Source organism: Pilimelia terevasa (assembly GCF_014647915.1).
GTDB classification, from domain to species: Bacteria; Actinomycetota; Actinomycetes; order Mycobacteriales; family Micromonosporaceae; genus Pilimelia; species Pilimelia terevasa.
The window spans coordinates 158,351-175,354 of sequence record NZ_BMQC01000003.1; the positions used below are offsets into that span (position 1 = coordinate 158,351).

Consider the following 17,004-nt stretch of genomic DNA (forward strand, 5'->3'; position numbering starts at 1 on the left):
CTAAAGACGGACATCGATTACCGTCGGCAGTCCCGTACTAACGTGAAAATGCCGGCCGCCCCGGCGACCGACCAGTGTGAACACTCCGATCGTCATTGCCGCATATCGACCGGCCGAACGCAGGGTGACGAACCGCGCCCCGGCCGGGGCGCGGAGCCGGGCGCGCGGGTCAGCCGGTGCGGTCGGCGATGACGTCGCACAGCGCCGTCAGCGCCGCGCGGGTCGGCCCCTCGGGCAGCGTCACCAGGTCGGCGCGGGCCCGGTCGGCGTACCCCCGCACGGTCTCCCGGGCGCGCTTGAGGGCAGCCGAGTCGCGCAGCAGCGCGAGCGCCTCGGCGTGCCGGGCGTCGTCGGTGAGCGGGCCGTCCGAGAGCAGCTCGCGCAGCCGGCGGGCGCCCGCGTCGGCGTCGTCGGAGGCCAGCGCGTACAGCACCGGCAGCGTCGGCACGCCCTCGCGCAGGTCCGTGCCCGGCGTCTTGCCGGACTCGCCGGAGTCGCTGGCGATGTCGAGCAGGTCGTCGGAGAGCTGGAAGGCGACGCCGATCGTCTCCCCGTACGCCGCCAGCGCCACCACCTGGTCGGCGGGCAGCCCCCCGAACATGCCGCCGAACCGCGCCGAGGTCGCGATCAGCGAGCCGGTCTTCTCCGCCACCACGTGCAGGTAGTGGGCGACCGGGTCGGCGTCGCGCGGGCCGACCGTCTCGGCGATCTGGCCGTGTACGAGCCGGGAGAACGTCTCGGCCTGGATGCGCACCGCGTCGGTGCCCAGCTCGGCGGCGACCTGCGCGGCGCGGGCGAACAGGAAGTCGCCGACCAGGATCGCCAGCGAGTTCGACCAGCGCGCGTTGGCGCTCGGGGCGCCCCGGCGGACGGGGGCCTCGTCCATCACGTCGTCGTGGTACAGCGTGGCCAGGTGCGTCAGCTCGACGACGAGCGCCGCGGACACCACGGCCGGCGCCCCGGCGTCGCCGAAGCTCGCCGCGAGCGCCACCAGCAGCGGCCGGAACCGCTTGCCGCCGGCCGACAGCAGGTGCGCGGCGGCCTCGGCGACCAGCGGGTCGCCGCTGTCGACACGCGCGCGCAGCGCGGTCTCGATCTCGCCCAGAACGGCGCCGACCCGGCGGTCCAGCTCGGCGTCGCCGAACTGCACGCCGATGGCGCCGAGTGGGTTGTGCTCGGCCACCCGCCGCTGCGCGGCGCCCGGCGGGTGCGCCGCGCCCGCCCGGACCGCGCCCGCCCGCAACTCCTGAGGGGTCCTCACCACGCCTCCACCCTTCCACACGCCCGCACGCCGCCGCCCCGCCACCCCGGCCACTCGCCCGCCCAATGACGGTGGTTTCTCCACCAAATCGGACAGAGGTGCGGGAATCGCCAAGAGTCCGCGCCGCGGGGGTGCGGGCTCAGCGCAGGAACTGCGCCGCGGTGTCCGTCAGGTCCAGGACCGGCTGCGGCGCGACGCCCAGCAGCGCCGTCGCCAGGACGCCGACGGCCAGGGCCATCGACGTCGCCAGGCCGGGGATGGACACCGACGGCGTCTGCTCCCCCGGCTCGGACAGCCACATCAGCACGACCACCCGCAGGTACGGGAAGGCCAGGACCATGCTGGTGACCACGCCGGCCACCACCAGCCACGCCTGGTCGCCCTCGACCGCCGCCCCGAAGACCGCGAACTTCGCGGTGAAGCCGCTGGTCAGCGGCAGGCCGGCGAAGGCGAGCAGGAGGAACGTGAAGACCGCGGCGTACCCCGGGGAGCGCTTGCCCAGCCCGGCCCAGCGCGACAGGTGCGTCGCCTCGCCGTCGCCGTCGCGGACGATCGACACCACGGCGAACGCGGCCAGCACCGAGAAGCCGTACGCCACGACGTAGAACATCGTGCTCGCCAGGCCCGACTTGTTGAACGCCAGCACGCCGACGAGCAGGTACCCGGCGTTGGCGATCGACGAGTACGCCAGCAGCCGCTTGATGTCGGTCTGGGTGACCGCCAGGATCGCGCCCACCAGCATCGTCAGGACCGCGATGCCGCCCAGGACAGGCCGGTACTCCCACGAGTTGGCGGAGAAGCCGGCGTGGAAGACCCGCAGCAGCGCCCCGAACGCGGCGACCTTCGTGCACGCGGCCATGAACGCCGTCACCGGCGTCGGCGCCCCCTGGTACACGTCGGGCGTCCACACGTGGAACGGCGCCGCGGCGGCCTTGAACAGCAGCCCGACCGCGATCATCGCCAGGCCGGCGTACAGCAGGCCGGTGCCCCGCGTCGGGCTCAGCGCCGCCGCGTTGATCTCGGCGAAGGTGACCCCCACGGAGCCGTCGGTGCCCGCGCTGCCCACGAAGCCGTAGACCAGCGCCATGCCGAACAGGAAGAACGCCGAGGCGTACGCGCCGAGCAGGAAGTACTTGACCGCGGCCTCCTGCGACAGCAGCCGCCGGCGGCGGGCCAGCGCGCAGAGCAGGTACAGCGGCAGCGAGAAGACCTCCAGCGCGATGAACATCGTCAGCAGGTCGTTGGCGGCCACGAACATCGCCATGCCGAAGATCGCAAAGCTGACCAGCGGGTACACCTCGGTGCCGCCCGCGGCGTGCGCCGCCTGCCGCCGGTCGATGTCCGAGCCGGCGGTGACGGCGGCCTGGGCCACGAACGGCCCCCCGGTCTCCAGCGACCGCTCGGAGATCAGCAGCAGCGCCACCATCCCCAGCACGACGATGCCGCCCTGGAGGAACAGCGTCGGGCCGTCGATCGACAGTGCCCGGCCGGCCGTCACGACCGCGTAGTCGGCGCCCTGCGACCGGACCACGATCAGCACCAGGGCGGCCAGCAGGCTACCCATGGCCAGCATGAGCTGGAACGCGTAGCGCAGCCGGCGCGGCACGAACGCCTCGACGAGCACGCCGAGGCACGCCGCGCCGAACATCACCAGCAGCGGGGCGATCGCGCCGTAGGCGATCGGCGGGAGCTGCAACGTCATCGGGAAACCTCCGCCCGCACGGCCGTCGGCGCCGGGTCCTTGGCGCCCACGTCCGCCAGGGTTGCCTGGACTGCCGGGTTGATCACGTCGGTGAGCGGCTTCGGGTAGAAGCCGAGGAGCAGGATCAGCGCCACCAGCGGCGCGATCACGACCTTCTCCCGCACGCTCAGGTCCCGGCGCATCGGCGCCAGGTCGGCCAGCGCGGGGTTGGGCGTGCCCTGCACGGTGCGCTGCACCATCCACAGCACGTACGCCGCGGCGAGGACGATGCCGAGGGTGGCGATCACCGCCACGGCCTTGTTGACCGTGAACGTGCCGACCAGCACCAGGAACTCGGAGACGAACGGCGCCGTGCCGGGCAGGGCCAGCGAGGCCAGGCCGGCGAAGAACAGCATCGCCGCCAGCAGCGGGAGCTGCTTGCCCGCGCCGCCGAAGTCGCCGATCTGCGCCGAGCCGCGGCGCACCACCAGCATCCCCACCACGAGGAACAGCAGGCCGGTGGCCAGCCCGTGGTTGACCATGTACAGCACCGCGCCGCTGCCGGCCTGCGTGGTGAAGACGAAGATGCCGACGCCGATGAAGCCGAAGTGGGCGATGGAGGTGTACGACACCAGCCGCTTCATGTCCGACTGGCCGATCGCCACCAGCGCCGCGTAGATGACGCCGATCAGGGCCAGCGCGATCGCGTACGGGGCGAACCAGCGCGACGCCTCCGGGAACAGCGGCAGGCAGTACCGCAGGATCCCGAACGTGCCGACCTTGTCCATCACGCCGACCAGCAGTGCCGCGGCACCGGCCGGGGCCGCGCCACCGGCGTCGGGCAGCCAGGTGTGGAAGGGGAAGAACGGCGCCTTGACCGCGAACGCGATGAAAAAGCCCAGGAACAGCCAGCGCGCGGTGCCCTCGTTCAGGTCCATCCCGACCAGCGCCTGCCAGTCGAAGGTGTGCCCCCCGGCCACCCACAGCCCGACGACCGCGGCCAGCATGAACAGGCCGCCGACCAGCGAGTACAGGAAGAACTTCACGGCCGCGTACTGCCGCTTGCCGTCCGCCGCGCCCGCCGCCCCGGCGGTGCCGTAGGACCCGATGAGGAAGTACATCGGGATGAGCATCGCCTCGAAGAAGACGTAGAACAGGAAGACGTCGGCCGCGGCGAAGACGCCGATCATCATCGACTCCAGCGCCAGCAGCAGCGCGAAGTACGCGGGCACCGACCGCTTCGACTTCTCCGCGTCGTGCCAGCTCGCCAGCAGCACGACCGGCACCAGCACGGCGATGAGCAGCAGCATGACCAGCCCGATGCCGTCGGTGGCGAAGGTGAACTTCACCCCCCACGCGGGGATCCACGGGTACGACTCGCGGAGCTGCATCCGCGCCCCGCCCGCGTCGAACGCCGACCACATGAGCGCGGCCAGCAGCAGCACCAGCACCGACCAGGTCAGCGCCAGCGACTTGGCGAACTGCGCCTTCGCCCGCGGCACGCACGCCACGACCAGCGCGCCGACCAGCGGCAGCAGGGTGAGTACCGACAGGTACGGGAAGGACGTCACGAAAGCCATCCCATCTGGATCGCGAGGAACGCGCCGACGACCAGCAGCGCCCCGGTGAGCATGGAGGTGGCGTACGAGCGCACGAAGCCGTTCTGGAGCCGGCGCAGGCGCCCGGACCCGCCCCCGACCGCGGCGGCCAGCCCGTTGACCACGCCGTCGATGCCGCGGTTGTCCAGCCAGACCAGCGCCCGGGTGAGGAACACGCCGGGCTTCTCGAAGACCACCTCGTTGAAGGCGTCCGTGTAGAGGTTCTTGCGGGCCGCGGTCACCAGCGGGCCGGCCGGCTGCTCCTGCGTGGCGGTGCCGTTGCGGAACAGCGCCCAGGCCAGGCCGGCGCCCAGCAGCGTGACCAGCGTGGCCAGGATCGTCAGCGTCCAGTGGCCGAGGACCGCGTGGCCCTCCTCGTGCCGGCCCAGCGTCGGCTCCAGCCACTGCGGCACGCTGGAGGCCATCAGGCCGCCCGCGGCCACCGAGCCGATGGACAGCAGGACCAGCGGGATCGTCATGATCTTCGGGGACTCGTGCGGGTGCGTGCCCTCCTTCCACCGGGCGGGCCCGTGGAAGGTGAGGACGAACAGGCGCGTCATGTAGAAGGCGGTCAGGCCCGCGCCGAGCAGGGTCGCGGTGCCGATCACCCACGGCCGCCAGCCGTGCCCGGTGTACGCGGCCACGATGATCGGCTCCTTGGAGAAGAAGCCGGAGAACGGGAACAGGCCCAGGATCGCCAGCCACCCGGTGGCGAAGGTGATCCAGGTGACCTTCATGTGCCTGGCCAGGCCGCCGTACCGGCGGATGTCCTCCTCGTCGTCCATGCCGTGCATGACCGAGCCAGCGCCGAGGAACATGTTGGCCTTGAAGAAGCCGTGCGCCAGCAGGTGGACGATCGCCAGCGCGTACGCGGCGCCGCCCAGGCCCACGCCGACGAACATGTAGCCGATCTGGGAGACCGTCGACCAGGCCAGCACCCGCTTGATGCCGTCCTTGGCGCTGCCGATGACGCAGCCCATCAGCAGCGTCACCGCGCCGACCAGGACCACGATCAACTGGAGCGTCTCGTTGGCAGAGAAGATCGGGTTGGACCGGGCGATCAGGTACACGCCCGCGGTGACCATGGTGGCGGCGTGGATCAGGGCCGAGACCGGGGTCGGGCCCTCCATCGCGTCGGGCAGCCACGCCTGGAGCGGGAACTGGCCGGACTTGCCGCACGCCCCGAGCAGCAGGAGCAGGCCCATCGCCAGCACCGTGCCGCCGGCCAGCGCGCCGACGTTGGCGAACACCTTGTCGTACTGGGTGGTCCCGAGCGTGGCGAGCATCAGGAAGATCGCCACCGCGAAGCCCGCGTCGCCGACGCGGTTCATCAGGAACGCCTTCTTGCCGGCGGTCGCCGCGGCCGGCTTCGTGTACCAGAAGGAGATCAGCAGGTACGACGCCAGGCCGACGCCCTCCCAGCCGAAGTACAGCATCACGAAGTTGTTGCCCAACACCAGCAGCAGCATCGCGGCGACGAACAGGTTGAAGTAGGCGAAGAACCGGCGCCGGCCCGGGTCGTGCGCCATGTACCCGACCGCGTACACGTGGATCAGGAAGCCCACGCCCGTGATCAGCAGCACGAAGACGGCGGCCAGCGGGTCGTACAGCAGCCCGAAGTCGACCTTCAGGTCGCCCACGGCGATGAAGTCCCACAGGCTGCGCTGGACCGACTTGTTCTCCAGCCCGGCCAGGGCGAAGAACATCGACAGCCCGAGGACGAAGGTCGCGCCGACCGTGGCGCAGCCCAGCCAGTGGCCCCAGCGGTCGGCGCGCCGGCCGAGCAGCAGCAGCAGCGCCGCGCCGAACAGCGGCAGGCCGACGAGCATCCAGGTCTGCGAGAGCAGGCCGGTCGCCTCGGCGTACAGGGTCGTCGTTTCCACGCTGGGCACCTCAGTACTTCAGGAGGTTGGCGTCGTCGACGCTGGCGGAGCGCCGGGTTCGGAAGATCGTCATGATGATCGCGAGGCCGACCACGACCTCGGCCGCGGCCACGACCATCACGAAGAACGCCATGATCTGGCCGTCCAGGCCGCCGTTCATCCGGCTGAACGTGACCAGCGCGAGGTTGGCCGCGTTCAGCATCAGCTCGACGCACATGAACAGCACGATGGCGTTGCGCCGCACCAGCACGCCCCCGGCGCCGATGGTGAACAGCACCGAGGCCAGCACGATGTAGGCCGATGGCGTCATTTCTCGTCCGTCCCCTTCGGCGCCGACTCGGCGGCGGTCAGCTCGCGGATCGGCATGATCTCCGGCACGCTCGCGTCGGTCAGCGTGCCGTCGGGCAGCCGGGCCGGGGTGGCGACCGAGTCGGAGGTGGCGTAGACGCCCGGGCCGGCCTTGGCGCCGGGGTGGCCGGCGCCGAGGCGGAACCGCGCCCGCATCAGGTCCGGCTGGTTCGGCTTGTCCTCCTTGGCGCGCTCGACGTGCGCCAGGACCATCGCGCCGATCGCGGCGGTGATCAGCAGGGCCGAGGTGGCCTCGAAGGCGAAGACGTACTTGGTGAAGATCTCCCGGGCGACGGCCTGCACGTTGGTGTTCGTGGCCTCCTGGGTGAAGTTCACCGCCTCCGGGCCGCCCTTGAGCGCCCGGTACACCCCGGTGCCGACCAGGCCGGCGAAGCCGATGCCCAGGATCAGCGCGGCGGTGCGCTGGCCGCGCAGCGTCTCGATCAGCGAGTCGGAGGCGTCCCGGCCGATCAGCATCAGCACGAACAGGAACAGCATCATGATCGCGCCGGTGTACACGATCACCTGGGCGACGCCGATGAACGGCCCCGCCTGGATCACGTAGAAGACGCCGAGGCAGAGCATGGTCAGCACCAGCCACAGCGCCGAGTGCACGGCGTTGCGGGAGGTGACCATGCCGATCGCGCCGAGTAGGGCCAGCGGCGCCAGCACCCAGAACGCGGCCAGCTCGCCGCCCGACATCTGCCCGGCGGCCGCGAGGACGACCCCGCTGGTCATGCCTGCCCCTTCCCGGTCGCGGCGTCGGCGACGCCCGCCTGCGGACCGTGGTGCGCCGCGCGGTCGGCCTGCTGTTCGGCGCCGGGGAACTGCACCCCGGCGGTGTCGTGCAGGTGGCCGCGGCCCGGACCCATGGTCGAGTGCTCGGCGCCTGCCGAGGTGCCCGGGTTGGTCAGCGCGCCGACGTAGTAGTCCTTCTCGGAGTCGCCCAGGCGCATCGCGTGCGGGGGGCGCTCCATGCCCTCCAGCAGCGGTGCGAGGAGCTGCTCCTTGGTGAAGATCAGGTCCTTGCGGCTGTCCCGGGCCAGCTCGTACTCGTTGCTCATCGTCAGCGAGCGGGTCGGGCAGGCCTCGATGCACAGGCCGCAGAAGATGCAGCGCGCGTAGTTGATCTGGTACACGCTGGCGTACCGCTCGCCCGGGGAGAAGCGGTTCTCCTCGGTGTTGTCGCCGCCCTCGACGTAGATCGCGTCCGCCGGGCAGGCCCAGGCGCACAGCTCGCAGCCGATGCACTTCTCCAGGCCGTCCGGGTGCCGGTTCAGGATGTGCCGGCCGTGGTACCGCGGCGCCGTCTTCGGGTGCTCGAACGGGTAGTCGGTCGTGACGACCTTGCGGAACATGTGCGCGAAGGTGACGCCGAAGCCCTTGACCGCGTCGGTTACCGCACCCACGTCACACCTCCTCGGAGTCGGGGGTGGAAGCGCCGGGGACGTTGGCCGGCCGGCGCTCGGCGACGGCCCGCTTCGCCCGCGGGCTCGGCGGCACCTGGAGGTCCATCGGCGGCACGGGGAAGCCGCCGGCCGACCGGGCCGCGCGCCGCTCCTGCACCGCCGGGTCGGGCTCCTTGCGGCTGTTCGGCCACAGCAGGGCGACGACGCCGAGGACGACGACCACGCCGATGATCACGACCCACTTCGTCCGGGCCTCCATCGACTCGGTCTGCATGGTCTTGATGCCCGCGAGGACCACGATCCACAGCAGGTTGACCGGGAGGAGGACCTTCCAGCCGAAGCGCATGAACTGGTCGTACCGCAGCCGCGGCAGCGTCGCCCGGACCCAGACGAACAGGAACAGGATCAGCGTCACCTTGGCGAAGAACCACAGCAGCCCGAACCAGCCGTCGTTGGCCCCCGACCACAGCGTGATCGGCCAGGGCGCCCGCCAGCCGCCGAGGAACAGCGTCGTGATCATCGCCGACATGCTGACCATGGCGACGTACTCGGCGAGCATGTAGAGCATGAACTTGATCGAGCTGTACTCGGTCATGTAGCCGGCGACCAGCTCGCTCTCGGCCTCGGGCAGGTCGAACGGCGCCCGGTTCGTCTCGCCGAACGCCGACACCAGGAACACCAGGAAGCTCGGGATCAGCAGCAGCGCGTACCAGCTCGGCGCGTGCAGCGTCACACCCAGCACGGTGTACGCGGAGCCGTGCGCCTGCGCGGCCACGATGCCCGAGGTGGACATCGTCCCGGCCGTCATGAACACCGCCACCAGCGACAGACCCAGCGCGACCTCGTACGAGATCATCTGCGCCGACGACCGCAGGCCGCCCAGCAGCGGGTACGTCGAACCCGACGCCCAGCCGCCCAGCACGATGCCGTACACCGCCATCGACGAGCAGGCCAGCACGACGAGCGCGCCCACCGGCAGGTCGGTGACCTGCATCGGGGTCACGTGGCCGAACATGCTGACCTTGCCCGCGAACGGGATCACCGACAGCGAGGTGAGCGCGAAGATCGCGCAGATCGTCGGCGCGAAGAAGAACACCACCTTGTCGGCCTTCTTCGGGAGGATGTCCTCCTTCAACATGCCCTTGATGCCGTCCATCAGCGTCTGGAGCAGGCCGAACGGGCCGACCTGGTTCGGGCCGGGCCGCTGCGCCATGTAGGCCACGACCCGCCGCTCGAACCACACGCCCAGCACGGTCAGGCCCATGCCGACGACGAAGGCGAACAGCAGCTTGATCAACACGATCCACCAGGGATCACGGCCGAAGTCGGTCAGCGCGGGATCCGCCGCCGTGAACATCAGTTACCTCCCGCGTGGGCGGCTACCCGCACCTGGTCGGGCCTGCCGGCGGCGGGCACGCCCACCGTGACGACGGAGCCCGAGGTCGCGCCGAGCGTACGGTGCACGGTGGAGCCGGGCGAGTTGGTCGGCACCCAGACCACCGTGTCGGGCATGTCGGTGATCACCCCTGGGAGGGTCAGGGCGCCGCGGGCGGTGCCGACGGTGACCGGGTCGCCGTCGGCGATGCCCAGCGCCGCCGCGCGGGCCGGGCTGAGGCGGACCACCGCCGGGCGGGCGGTGCCGCCGAGGTGCTCGTCGCCGTCCAGCGCGCTGGCCAGGTCGATGAGCTGGTGCCAGGTGGCCAGGTACGCCTGGCCGCGGCCCAGCTCGGCCTGCGCGACCGGGTCCGTCCGCGGCGGCGCGGGCCGGGAGCCGTTGGCGGCGGGCAGGCCGCCCAGCTCGCGGCGGACCGCGTCGACGTCGCCGGCCCCGAGGACCACCCCGAGCTGCGCGGCGACCGCGTCGAGCACCCGCGCGTCGGGCATCGCGGAGGACTGGAGGACCTGGGTGAACGGCCGCAGGCGCCCCTCCCAGTTCAGGAAGGTGCCCGGCTTCTCCACCACCGGCGCGACCGGCAGCACCACGTCGGCGCGGCGGGCGACGGCGCTGAGCCGCAGCTCGACCGAGACCAGGAAGCCGACGGCGTCCAGGGCCGCCTCCGCGGCCCGCGGGTCGGCCAGGTCGGCGGGGTCGACGCCCGCCACCACCAGCGCGTCGAGCCCGCCGGCCGCGGCCGCGGCCAGGATCGCCTCGGTGTCCCGGCCGGCGGCGGCCGGCAGCGCGGTGGCCGGCGCGCCCCAGGCCGCGGCCATCTCGGCGCGGGCGGCGGCGTCGGTCACCGACCGGCCGCCGGGCAGGACATTGGGCAGGCAGCCTGTGTCGACCGCGCCGCGGTCGCCGGCCCGGCGCGGCAGCCAGGCCAGCTTCGCGCCGGTGCGGGCGGCCAGGGCGGCGGCCGCCGACAGGGCCCCCGGCGTGGCGGCCAGCCGCTCGCCGACGAACAGCAGGGCGCCGGGCCGGGACAGCGCCTGCGCGACCGTCGGGTCCCCAGCCAGCACCCGGGCCTCGTCACCCGGCGCGGTCGGCACGACGGTCGCCGAGACCTTGGCCAGCCCGTGGCTGGCGTACGGCGCCAGCGCCACCACCGGCAGCCTGCGGCCCAGCACGTTCTTGCGGAGGCGCAGGAACAGCATCCCCGCCTCCTCCTCCGGCTCCAGGCCGGCCAGCACCACCGCGGGCGCGCTGTCCACGTCGGTGAACCGGACGTCGCCGCGGCCGGCGACGCAGGCGGCCAGGAACTCGGCCTCCTCGTCGCCGCCGGTGGGCCGCGCGCGGAAGTCGATGTCGTTGGTGCGCAGCGCGAGCCGGGCGAACTTGGCGTACGCGTACGCGTCCTCGATGGTCAGCCGGCCGCCGGTGAGCACCGCCGCCCCGCGGCCGTCGCGCGCCGCCGCCAGCCCCTCGGCGGCGCGCGCCAGCGCCTCGCTCCACGACGCCTGGCGCAGCTCGCCCGTGGCGGCGTCGCGGACCATCGGGTAGGTGAGCCGGTCGAACGCCTGGGCGTACTGGAAGCCCCAGCGGCCCTTGTCGCAGTTCCACTCCTCGTTCACCGACGGGTCGTTGCCGGCGAGCCGGCGCAGGACCTTGTTGCGCCGGTGGTCGGTGCGCTGGGCGCAGCCCGACGAGCAGTGCTCGCACACGCTCGGGGTGGAGACCAGGTCGAACGGCCGCGCCCGGAAGCGGTACTGGGTGCCGGTCAGCGCGCCCACCGGGCAGATCTGCACGGTGTTGCCGGAGAAGTACGACTGGAACGGCGCGTCGGCCGCGCCCGGGGTGGACCCGTCGCCGTCGCCGCCGAAGTAGTCGTCCCGGTAGATGTTGATCTGCTCGGCGGCGCCGCGGTCCATCAGGTCGATGAACTTGTCGCCCGCGATCTGCTCGGAGAACCGGGTGCAGCGCTGGCAGAGCACGCAGCGCTCGCGGTCCAGCAGCACCTGCGAGGAGATCGGCATCGGCTTGACGTACTCGCGCTTGTGCTCGTGGAAGCGCGTGTCCGTGCGGCCGGTCGACATCGCCTGGTTCTGCAGCGGGCACTCGCCGCCCTTGTCGCACATCGGGCAGTCGAGCGGGTGGTTGATCAGCAGGAACTCCATCTGCCCCCGCTGCGCCCTCTCGGCGACCTCCGAGGTCATCTGGGTCTGCACGACCATCCCGTCGGCGACCGCCTGGGTGCAGGAGGCCACCGGCTTGCGCTGGCCCTCCACCTCGACCAGGCACTGCCGGCAGGCGCCGGCCGGGGCCAGCAGCGGGTGGTCGCAGAAGCGGGGGATCTCGATGCCCATCCGCTCCGCGGTGCGGATCACCAGCTCGCCCTTGGGCGCCGTGATCTGCACGCCGTCGATGGTGAGCGTGACCGTCTCGGTCGGCTTGCCTACCTCTGTCATCAGTGTGCTCCCGCCAGGACCTTCGCGCTCAGGCGCGGGGCCGTGCGGCCCTCGATGTAGTCCAGGTAGTCCTGCTTGAAGAACTTCAGCGAGGAGGTCACCGGGCTGGTGGCGCCGTCGCCGAGGCCGCAGAAGGAGCGGCCGAGGATGTTGTCGCAGACGTCCAGGAGGGTGTCCAGGTCCTCGTGCGAACCCTGGCCGGACAGGATGCGCCGGTAGATCCGGGTCATCCAGAAGTTGCCCTCCCGGCACGGGGTGCACTTGCCGCACGACTCGTGGTGGTAGAACTCGATCCACCGGTACGTGCAGTACACCGGGCAGTCCTGGTCGGAGAAGATCTGCGTCGCCGTGGTGCCCAGGATGGACCCCGCCGCGGCCACCGACTCGAAGTCCAGCGGCACGTCCGCGTGCTCGGCGGCCAGCAGCGGCGTCGAGGACCCGCCCGGGGTCCAGAACCGCAGCCGGTGGCCGGGCCTCATGCCGCCGGCCAGCTCGATCAGCTCGTTGAGGGTGATGCCCAGCCCGCACTCGTACTGGCCCGGGTTGTTCACCCGCCCGGACAGCGAGTAGATCATCGGGCCGGACGACTTCTCCGTGCCCATCGACTTCCACCAGTCCGCGCCGCCGAGCACGATGTACGGGACGCTGGCGATGGTGCCGACGTTGTTGACCACCGTCGGGCAGGCGTACAGCCCGTGCGTGGCCGGGAACGGCGGGCGCAGCCGCGGCTGCCCGCGCCGCCCCTCCAGCGAGTCCAGCAGCGCCGTCTCCTCACCGCAGATGTACGCGCCCGCCCCGGAGTGGATCGCCAGGTCCAGGTCGAAGCCGGTACCGAGGATGTTGCGCCCCAGGTAGCCGGCCTTGTACGCGTCGTTGACGGCCTGGCGCAGCCGCCGGGCGGCGTGCACGGCCTCGCCGCGGATGTAGATGTACGCGCGGCTGGCCCGGATCGCGTACGAGGCGATGATGACGCCCTCGATCAGCGAGTGCGGGTCGCACGTCATCAGCGGCAGGTCCTTGCAGGTGCCCGGCTCGCCCTCGTCGGCGTTGACGACGAGGTAGTGCGGCTTGCCGTCGTTCTGCGGGATGAAGCCCCACTTCAGGCCCGTGGGGAAGCCCGCGCCGCCGCGGCCGCGCAGACCCGAGTCCTTGACGAGCTGGATCAGGTCGTCGGGGTGGACCGCCAGCGCCTTGCGCAGCGCCAGGTAGCCGTCCAGCCGCTCGTACACGTCGAGCTTCCAGGCGTCCGGCGACAGCCAGCGCTTGGTCAGAACGGGGGTGAGCTTCGCGAGGACCTCGCGCCCCGGCTCGCTCATGCGTCGCCTCCCTTGGCGTCCTTGAGGTGCTCCCGCTGGGGCAGCGGCGAGTCGCCGGCCGGCTTGCCGTCGCTGGCGGGCTTGTTCGCCGCCGGCACCCGCGTCACCGGCGGGCGGCCCTCGCCGACCTTGATCGGGGTCTGCGGGTCGAAGCCCGGCACCGCGATGCCGTGCCGGTCGGCGAGCAGGTTGCCGCGCAGGGTGGCCGGGCCGGCGCCGGGGCCGGCGACCGCGCCGTCGCGCTCGTCGGCGAAGCCCGCGAGTTGGACCGCCATCTCCTTCAGCGAGCACAGCCGGGCGCCCCGGGTGGGGGCCGGGCGCTCGCCCGCGCGCAGCCGGTCGACCACGTCCACGGCGCTCTCGGGGGTGACCTCGTCGTAGAAGTCGTAGTTGACGGTGAGGACCGGGCCGTAGTCGCAGGCCGCCAGGCACTCGGCGTGCTCCAGCGTGATCCGGCCGTCGGCGGTGGTCTCGTCGTGGCCTACGCCCAGCAGCGCGCTGAGGGTGTCGTACACCTCCTGGCCGCCGAGCACGTTGCACATCGTGTTGGTGCACACGCTGACCAGGTACTCGCCGGTGGGCTTGCGCTTGTACATCGTGTAGAAGGTGGCCACCGCGGCGACCTGGGCCTTCTGGAGGCCGAGGACGGCGGCGCAGTACTCGACGCCGTGCGGGGTCACCCGGCCGTCCACCGACTGCACCAGGTGCAGCAGCGGCAGCAGGGCCGAGCGCGGGCCGTCGGGGTACCGGGCCAGGATCTCGGCGGTCTGCTTGTCGAGCTGGTCGCGCAGCGCCGCGGCGGCCGGCGAGAGCCGGTCCAGCTTCGGCGGGGCGCCGTCGATCGAGACGAGGACCTGCGGCCGCGTGGTCACGGAGTTGTTGCTCATCGGTCACACCCACCCATGACGGGGTCCAGCGAGGCGCCGCCCGCGATCACGTCGGCGATCAGGCCGCCCTCGGACATCGCCGGGAGCGCCTGGAGGTTGATGAAGCTGGGCTCCCGGTAGTGCACCCGGTACGGCCGGGTGCCGCCGTCGGACACCGCGTGCACGCCCAGCTCGCCGCGGGGGTGCTCGATGGCCACGTACACCTGGCCCGCCGGCACCCGGAAGCCCTCGGTCACCAGCTTGAAGTGGTGGATCAGGGACTCCATCGACTCGCCCATGATCTTGGCGACGTGCTCCAGCGAGTTGCCCATGCCGTCCGCGCCCATGGCGAGCTGCGCCGGCCAGGCGATCTTCTTGTCGGCGACCATCACGGGGCCGGGCCGCAGCCGCTCCAGGCACTGCTCAATGATCTTCATCGACTCGCGCATCTCGGCCATCCGCACCAGGTACCGACCCCAGACGTCGCCGGTCTCCGCGGTCGGGACGTCGAACTCGTACGTCTCGTAGCCGCAGTACGGGTCCGTCTTGCGCAGGTCCCACGGCAGCCCGGCCGAGCGCAGCACCGGACCGGTCGTGCCCAGCGCCAGGCAGGCCGACACGTCCAGCACGGCCACGCCCTGGGTCCGCTCCGTCCAGATCGGCTGGCCCGAGAGCAGGTCCTCGTACTCCTTCATCCGCTTGGGCAGCAGGTCGAGGAAGTCGCGGATCTTGCCGATCGCGGCGTCCGGCACGTCCTGGGCGACGCCGCCCGGCCGTACGTACGCCATGTTCATCCGCAGCCCGGAGACCATCTCGAAGATCTCCAGCACGTACTCCCGCTCGCGGAAGCAGTACAGCATCACCGAGATGGCGCCCAGCTCCATGCCGGTCGTGCCCAGCCACACCAGGTGGCTGGCGATCCGGTTCAGCTCCATCATCAAGACCCGGATCGTGGTGGCCCGCTCCGGGATGTCGTCGGTGATCCCGAGCAGCTTCTCGACCGCCAGGCAGTAGCCGGTCTCGTTGAAGATCGGCGCCAGGTAGTCCATCCGGGTCACGAACGTCGTGCCCTGGGTCCAGTTGCGGAACTCCAGGCTCTTCTCGATGCCGGTGTGCAGGTAGCCGACGATGGGGCGGACCTCGGTGACGGTCTCGCCCTCCAGCTCGCAGACGAGCCGGAGCACGCCGTGCGTCGAGGGGTGCTGCGGGCCCATGTTGACGATGATCTTCTCGTCGTGCAGCGGGTCGATGCCCTTGACGACGGTGTCCCAGTCGCCACCGGTGACGGTGAAGACCCGGCCCTCGTCGGTCTCGTGCTCGGTCGCGTACGTCACTGGTAGGACCTCCGGGTGTCCGGCGGCGGAATCTCGGCGCCCTTGTACTCGACCGGGACGCCGCCGAGGGGGTAGTCCTTGCGCTGGGGGTGGCCCTCCCAGTCGTCGGGCATGAGGATCCGGGTCAGGTGGGGGTGGCCCTCGAACACCACCCCGAACATGTCGTACGTCTCCCGCTCCTGCCAGTCGGCGGTCGGGTAGACGCCGCAGACGCTGGGCAGGGCGGGGTGCTCGCCGCCGACGGCGGCCTCCAGTCGCAGCCGGCGCCGGTACGTCAACGACATCAGGTGGTAGACCACGTGGTAGCGCCGGTCCTCCCCGGCGTCCAGGTAGTCCACCGCCGACACCGAGCTGCACAGCTCGAAGCGCAGCGCCTCGTCGTCGCGCAGCACCTGGCAGACCTGGGCGATCCGCTCGGGGACGATGTGCAGGGTCAGCTCGCCGCGGTCGACGACCACCGCCTCGACGGCGTCGTCGAGCTGCGGGAACGCCTCGGCGAGGCTGTCGTACACCTCGTCGAACTCCCGCGAGCCCGCGGTCGGCCCGCCGTACGGCCGGGGGGTGGCCTGCGGCAGGAGCCGCCGCGGCCGCAGGCCGCCGAAGCCGGAGGTGTCGCCCGAGCCCTGGACGCCGAACATGCCGCGCCCGGCGGGCGTGGCCGGCGGCAGCTCGGCCGGCGCCCCGGAGGTCGCGCCGACGGGCGGCGCCCACACCGGCACCGGGCCGGGCCGGGTGTTCTGGTCGTCGGTCACCGGTGCCCCTCCCCCGCGGCCACGGCCGTGCCGTCGGTCCACCGGCCGGCGTCGGTCAGGTGCCGCTCCTGCTCCATCCACTTGAGGATGCGCAGTTGCTCCTCGCGGCCCTCGCGCACCGCCGCCTCCCACTCGCGCGCCCGGCCCTTGTCGCTGCGGTACGAGGAGGGCATGGCGCCCGGCCGCACGACCGGTACCTTCCCCTCGGCCTCCCGCCGGGCGGCCGTCTTCCGGCCGCCCTCGCCCATGGGCTCGTACAGGATCTTCTCCCGCAGCTTGAGGATCGCGTCGATCAGCATCTCCGGCCGCGGCGGGCAGCCGGGCAGGTACATGTCCACCGGCACGACGTGGTCCACGCCCTGGACGATCGCGTAGTTGTTGAACATGCCGCCGGAGGACGCGCAGACGCCCATCGACAGCACCCACTTGGGCGCGGTCATCTGGTCGTAGATCTGGCGCAGGACCGGGGCCATCTTCTGGCTCACCCGGCCGGCCACGATCATCAGGTCGGCCTGCCGCGGCGAGGCCCGGAAGACCTCCATGCCCCAGCGCCCGAGGTCGTAGTGGGGGGCGCCGGAGGCCATCATCTCGATCGCGCAGCAGGCGAGGCCGAACGTGGCGCCCCAGGTGGAGGACTTGCGCGCGTAGTTGATGACCCGCTCGACGCTGGTGAGCAGGATGCCGCTCGGCAGCTTCTCCTCGATACCCATGTG

Annotated in this window: 14 protein-coding genes; all 14 read right to left on the reverse strand. The window is 71.9% G+C overall.

Annotated features, from left to right (window positions below):
- Positions 1 to 169 precede the first annotated feature (169 nt).
- The gene (locus tag IEY75_RS05895) at positions 170 to 1,264 is read right to left on the reverse strand and encodes a polyprenyl synthetase family protein (RefSeq protein ID WP_373290215.1); all 1,095 of its coding nucleotides are present in this window, start codon (positions 1,262 to 1,264) and stop codon (positions 170 to 172) included.
- Between the two features lie 136 nt (positions 1,265 to 1,400).
- Positions 1,401 to 2,963, reverse strand: coding sequence for an NADH-quinone oxidoreductase subunit NuoN (nuoN, locus tag IEY75_RS05900; RefSeq protein WP_189113177.1), 1,563 nt, complete (start codon positions 2,961 to 2,963; stop codon positions 1,401 to 1,403).
- Entirely contained in the window at positions 2,960 to 4,513 is a 1,554-nt protein-coding gene (locus tag IEY75_RS05905; RefSeq protein WP_189113385.1) for an NADH-quinone oxidoreductase subunit M, read from the reverse strand. The genes nuoN and IEY75_RS05905 overlap by 4 nt, the downstream gene beginning before the upstream one ends.
- Complete coding sequence (gene nuoL, locus IEY75_RS05910) at positions 4,510 to 6,369, reverse strand: NADH-quinone oxidoreductase subunit L (protein WP_189113386.1); 1,860 nt, start codon at positions 6,367 to 6,369, stop codon at positions 4,510 to 4,512. Before nuoL ends, IEY75_RS05905 begins: the two co-directional genes overlap by 4 nt.
- 64 nt (positions 6,370 to 6,433) lie before the next feature.
- A complete protein-coding gene (gene nuoK / locus IEY75_RS05915) occupies positions 6,434 to 6,733 on the reverse strand; it encodes an NADH-quinone oxidoreductase subunit NuoK (RefSeq protein ID WP_189113178.1) in 300 nt (99 codons plus the stop codon).
- Positions 6,730 to 7,509, reverse strand: a complete 780-nt coding sequence (locus IEY75_RS05920) for an NADH-quinone oxidoreductase subunit J (protein WP_189113179.1) — start codon at positions 7,507 to 7,509, stop codon at positions 6,730 to 6,732. The genes nuoK and IEY75_RS05920 overlap by 4 nt, the downstream gene beginning before the upstream one ends.
- Entirely contained in the window at positions 7,506 to 8,180 is a 675-nt protein-coding gene (gene nuoI / locus IEY75_RS05925; protein ID WP_189113180.1) for an NADH-quinone oxidoreductase subunit NuoI, read from the reverse strand. Before nuoI ends, IEY75_RS05920 begins: the two co-directional genes overlap by 4 nt.
- A 1-nt stretch (position 8,181) precedes the next feature.
- Entirely contained in the window at positions 8,182 to 9,540 is a 1,359-nt protein-coding gene (gene nuoH, locus IEY75_RS05930) for an NADH-quinone oxidoreductase subunit NuoH (RefSeq protein ID WP_189113387.1), read from the reverse strand.
- Positions 9,537 to 12,023, reverse strand: a complete 2,487-nt coding sequence (locus IEY75_RS05935) for an NADH-quinone oxidoreductase subunit G (protein WP_189113181.1) — start codon at positions 12,021 to 12,023, stop codon at positions 9,537 to 9,539. Before IEY75_RS05935 ends, nuoH begins: the two co-directional genes overlap by 4 nt.
- The gene (gene nuoF, locus IEY75_RS05940) at positions 12,023 to 13,339 is read right to left on the reverse strand and encodes an NADH-quinone oxidoreductase subunit NuoF (RefSeq protein WP_189113182.1); all 1,317 of its coding nucleotides are present in this window, start codon (positions 13,337 to 13,339) and stop codon (positions 12,023 to 12,025) included. The genes IEY75_RS05935 and nuoF overlap by 1 nt, the downstream gene beginning before the upstream one ends.
- Entirely contained in the window at positions 13,336 to 14,226 is an 891-nt protein-coding gene (gene nuoE, locus IEY75_RS05945) for an NADH-quinone oxidoreductase subunit NuoE (RefSeq protein WP_189113183.1), read from the reverse strand. The genes nuoF and nuoE overlap by 4 nt, the downstream gene beginning before the upstream one ends.
- Positions 14,223 to 15,539: an NADH-quinone oxidoreductase subunit D gene (locus IEY75_RS05950; RefSeq protein WP_189113184.1), complete on the reverse strand. Its 1,317-nt coding sequence runs from the start codon at positions 15,537 to 15,539 to the stop codon at positions 14,223 to 14,225. Before IEY75_RS05950 ends, nuoE begins: the two co-directional genes overlap by 4 nt.
- The gene (locus IEY75_RS05955; RefSeq protein ID WP_189113185.1) at positions 15,536 to 16,291 is read right to left on the reverse strand and encodes an NADH-quinone oxidoreductase subunit C; all 756 of its coding nucleotides are present in this window, start codon (positions 16,289 to 16,291) and stop codon (positions 15,536 to 15,538) included. Before IEY75_RS05955 ends, IEY75_RS05950 begins: the two co-directional genes overlap by 4 nt.
- Complete coding sequence (locus IEY75_RS05960; protein ID WP_189113186.1) at positions 16,288 to 17,001, reverse strand: NuoB/complex I 20 kDa subunit family protein; 714 nt, start codon at positions 16,999 to 17,001, stop codon at positions 16,288 to 16,290. Before IEY75_RS05960 ends, IEY75_RS05955 begins: the two co-directional genes overlap by 4 nt.
- Positions 17,002 to 17,004: the final 3 nt, after the last annotated feature.

Coding starts and splice junctions, on each gene's coding strand:
- IEY75_RS05960 (WP_189113186.1), bottom strand. CDS start 17,001: ATGGGTATCGAGGAGAAGCTGCCGAGCGGCATCCTGCTCACCAGCGTC.
- nuoE (WP_189113183.1), bottom strand. CDS start 14,226: ATGAGCAACAACTCCGTGACCACGCGGCCGCAGGTCCTCGTCTCGATC.
- nuoF (WP_189113182.1), bottom strand. CDS start 13,339: ATGAGCGAGCCGGGGCGCGAGGTCCTCGCGAAGCTCACCCCCGTTCTG.
- nuoL (WP_189113386.1), bottom strand. CDS start 6,369: ATGCTCGTCGGCCTGCCGCTGTTCGGCGCGGCGCTGCTGCTGCTGCTC.
- IEY75_RS05920 (WP_189113179.1), bottom strand. CDS start 7,509: ATGACCAGCGGGGTCGTCCTCGCGGCCGCCGGGCAGATGTCGGGCGGC.
- nuoK (WP_189113178.1), bottom strand. CDS start 6,733: ATGACGCCATCGGCCTACATCGTGCTGGCCTCGGTGCTGTTCACCATC.
- IEY75_RS05935 (WP_189113181.1), bottom strand. CDS start 12,023: ATGACAGAGGTAGGCAAGCCGACCGAGACGGTCACGCTCACCATCGAC.
- nuoN (WP_189113177.1), bottom strand. CDS start 2,963: ATGACGTTGCAGCTCCCGCCGATCGCCTACGGCGCGATCGCCCCGCTG.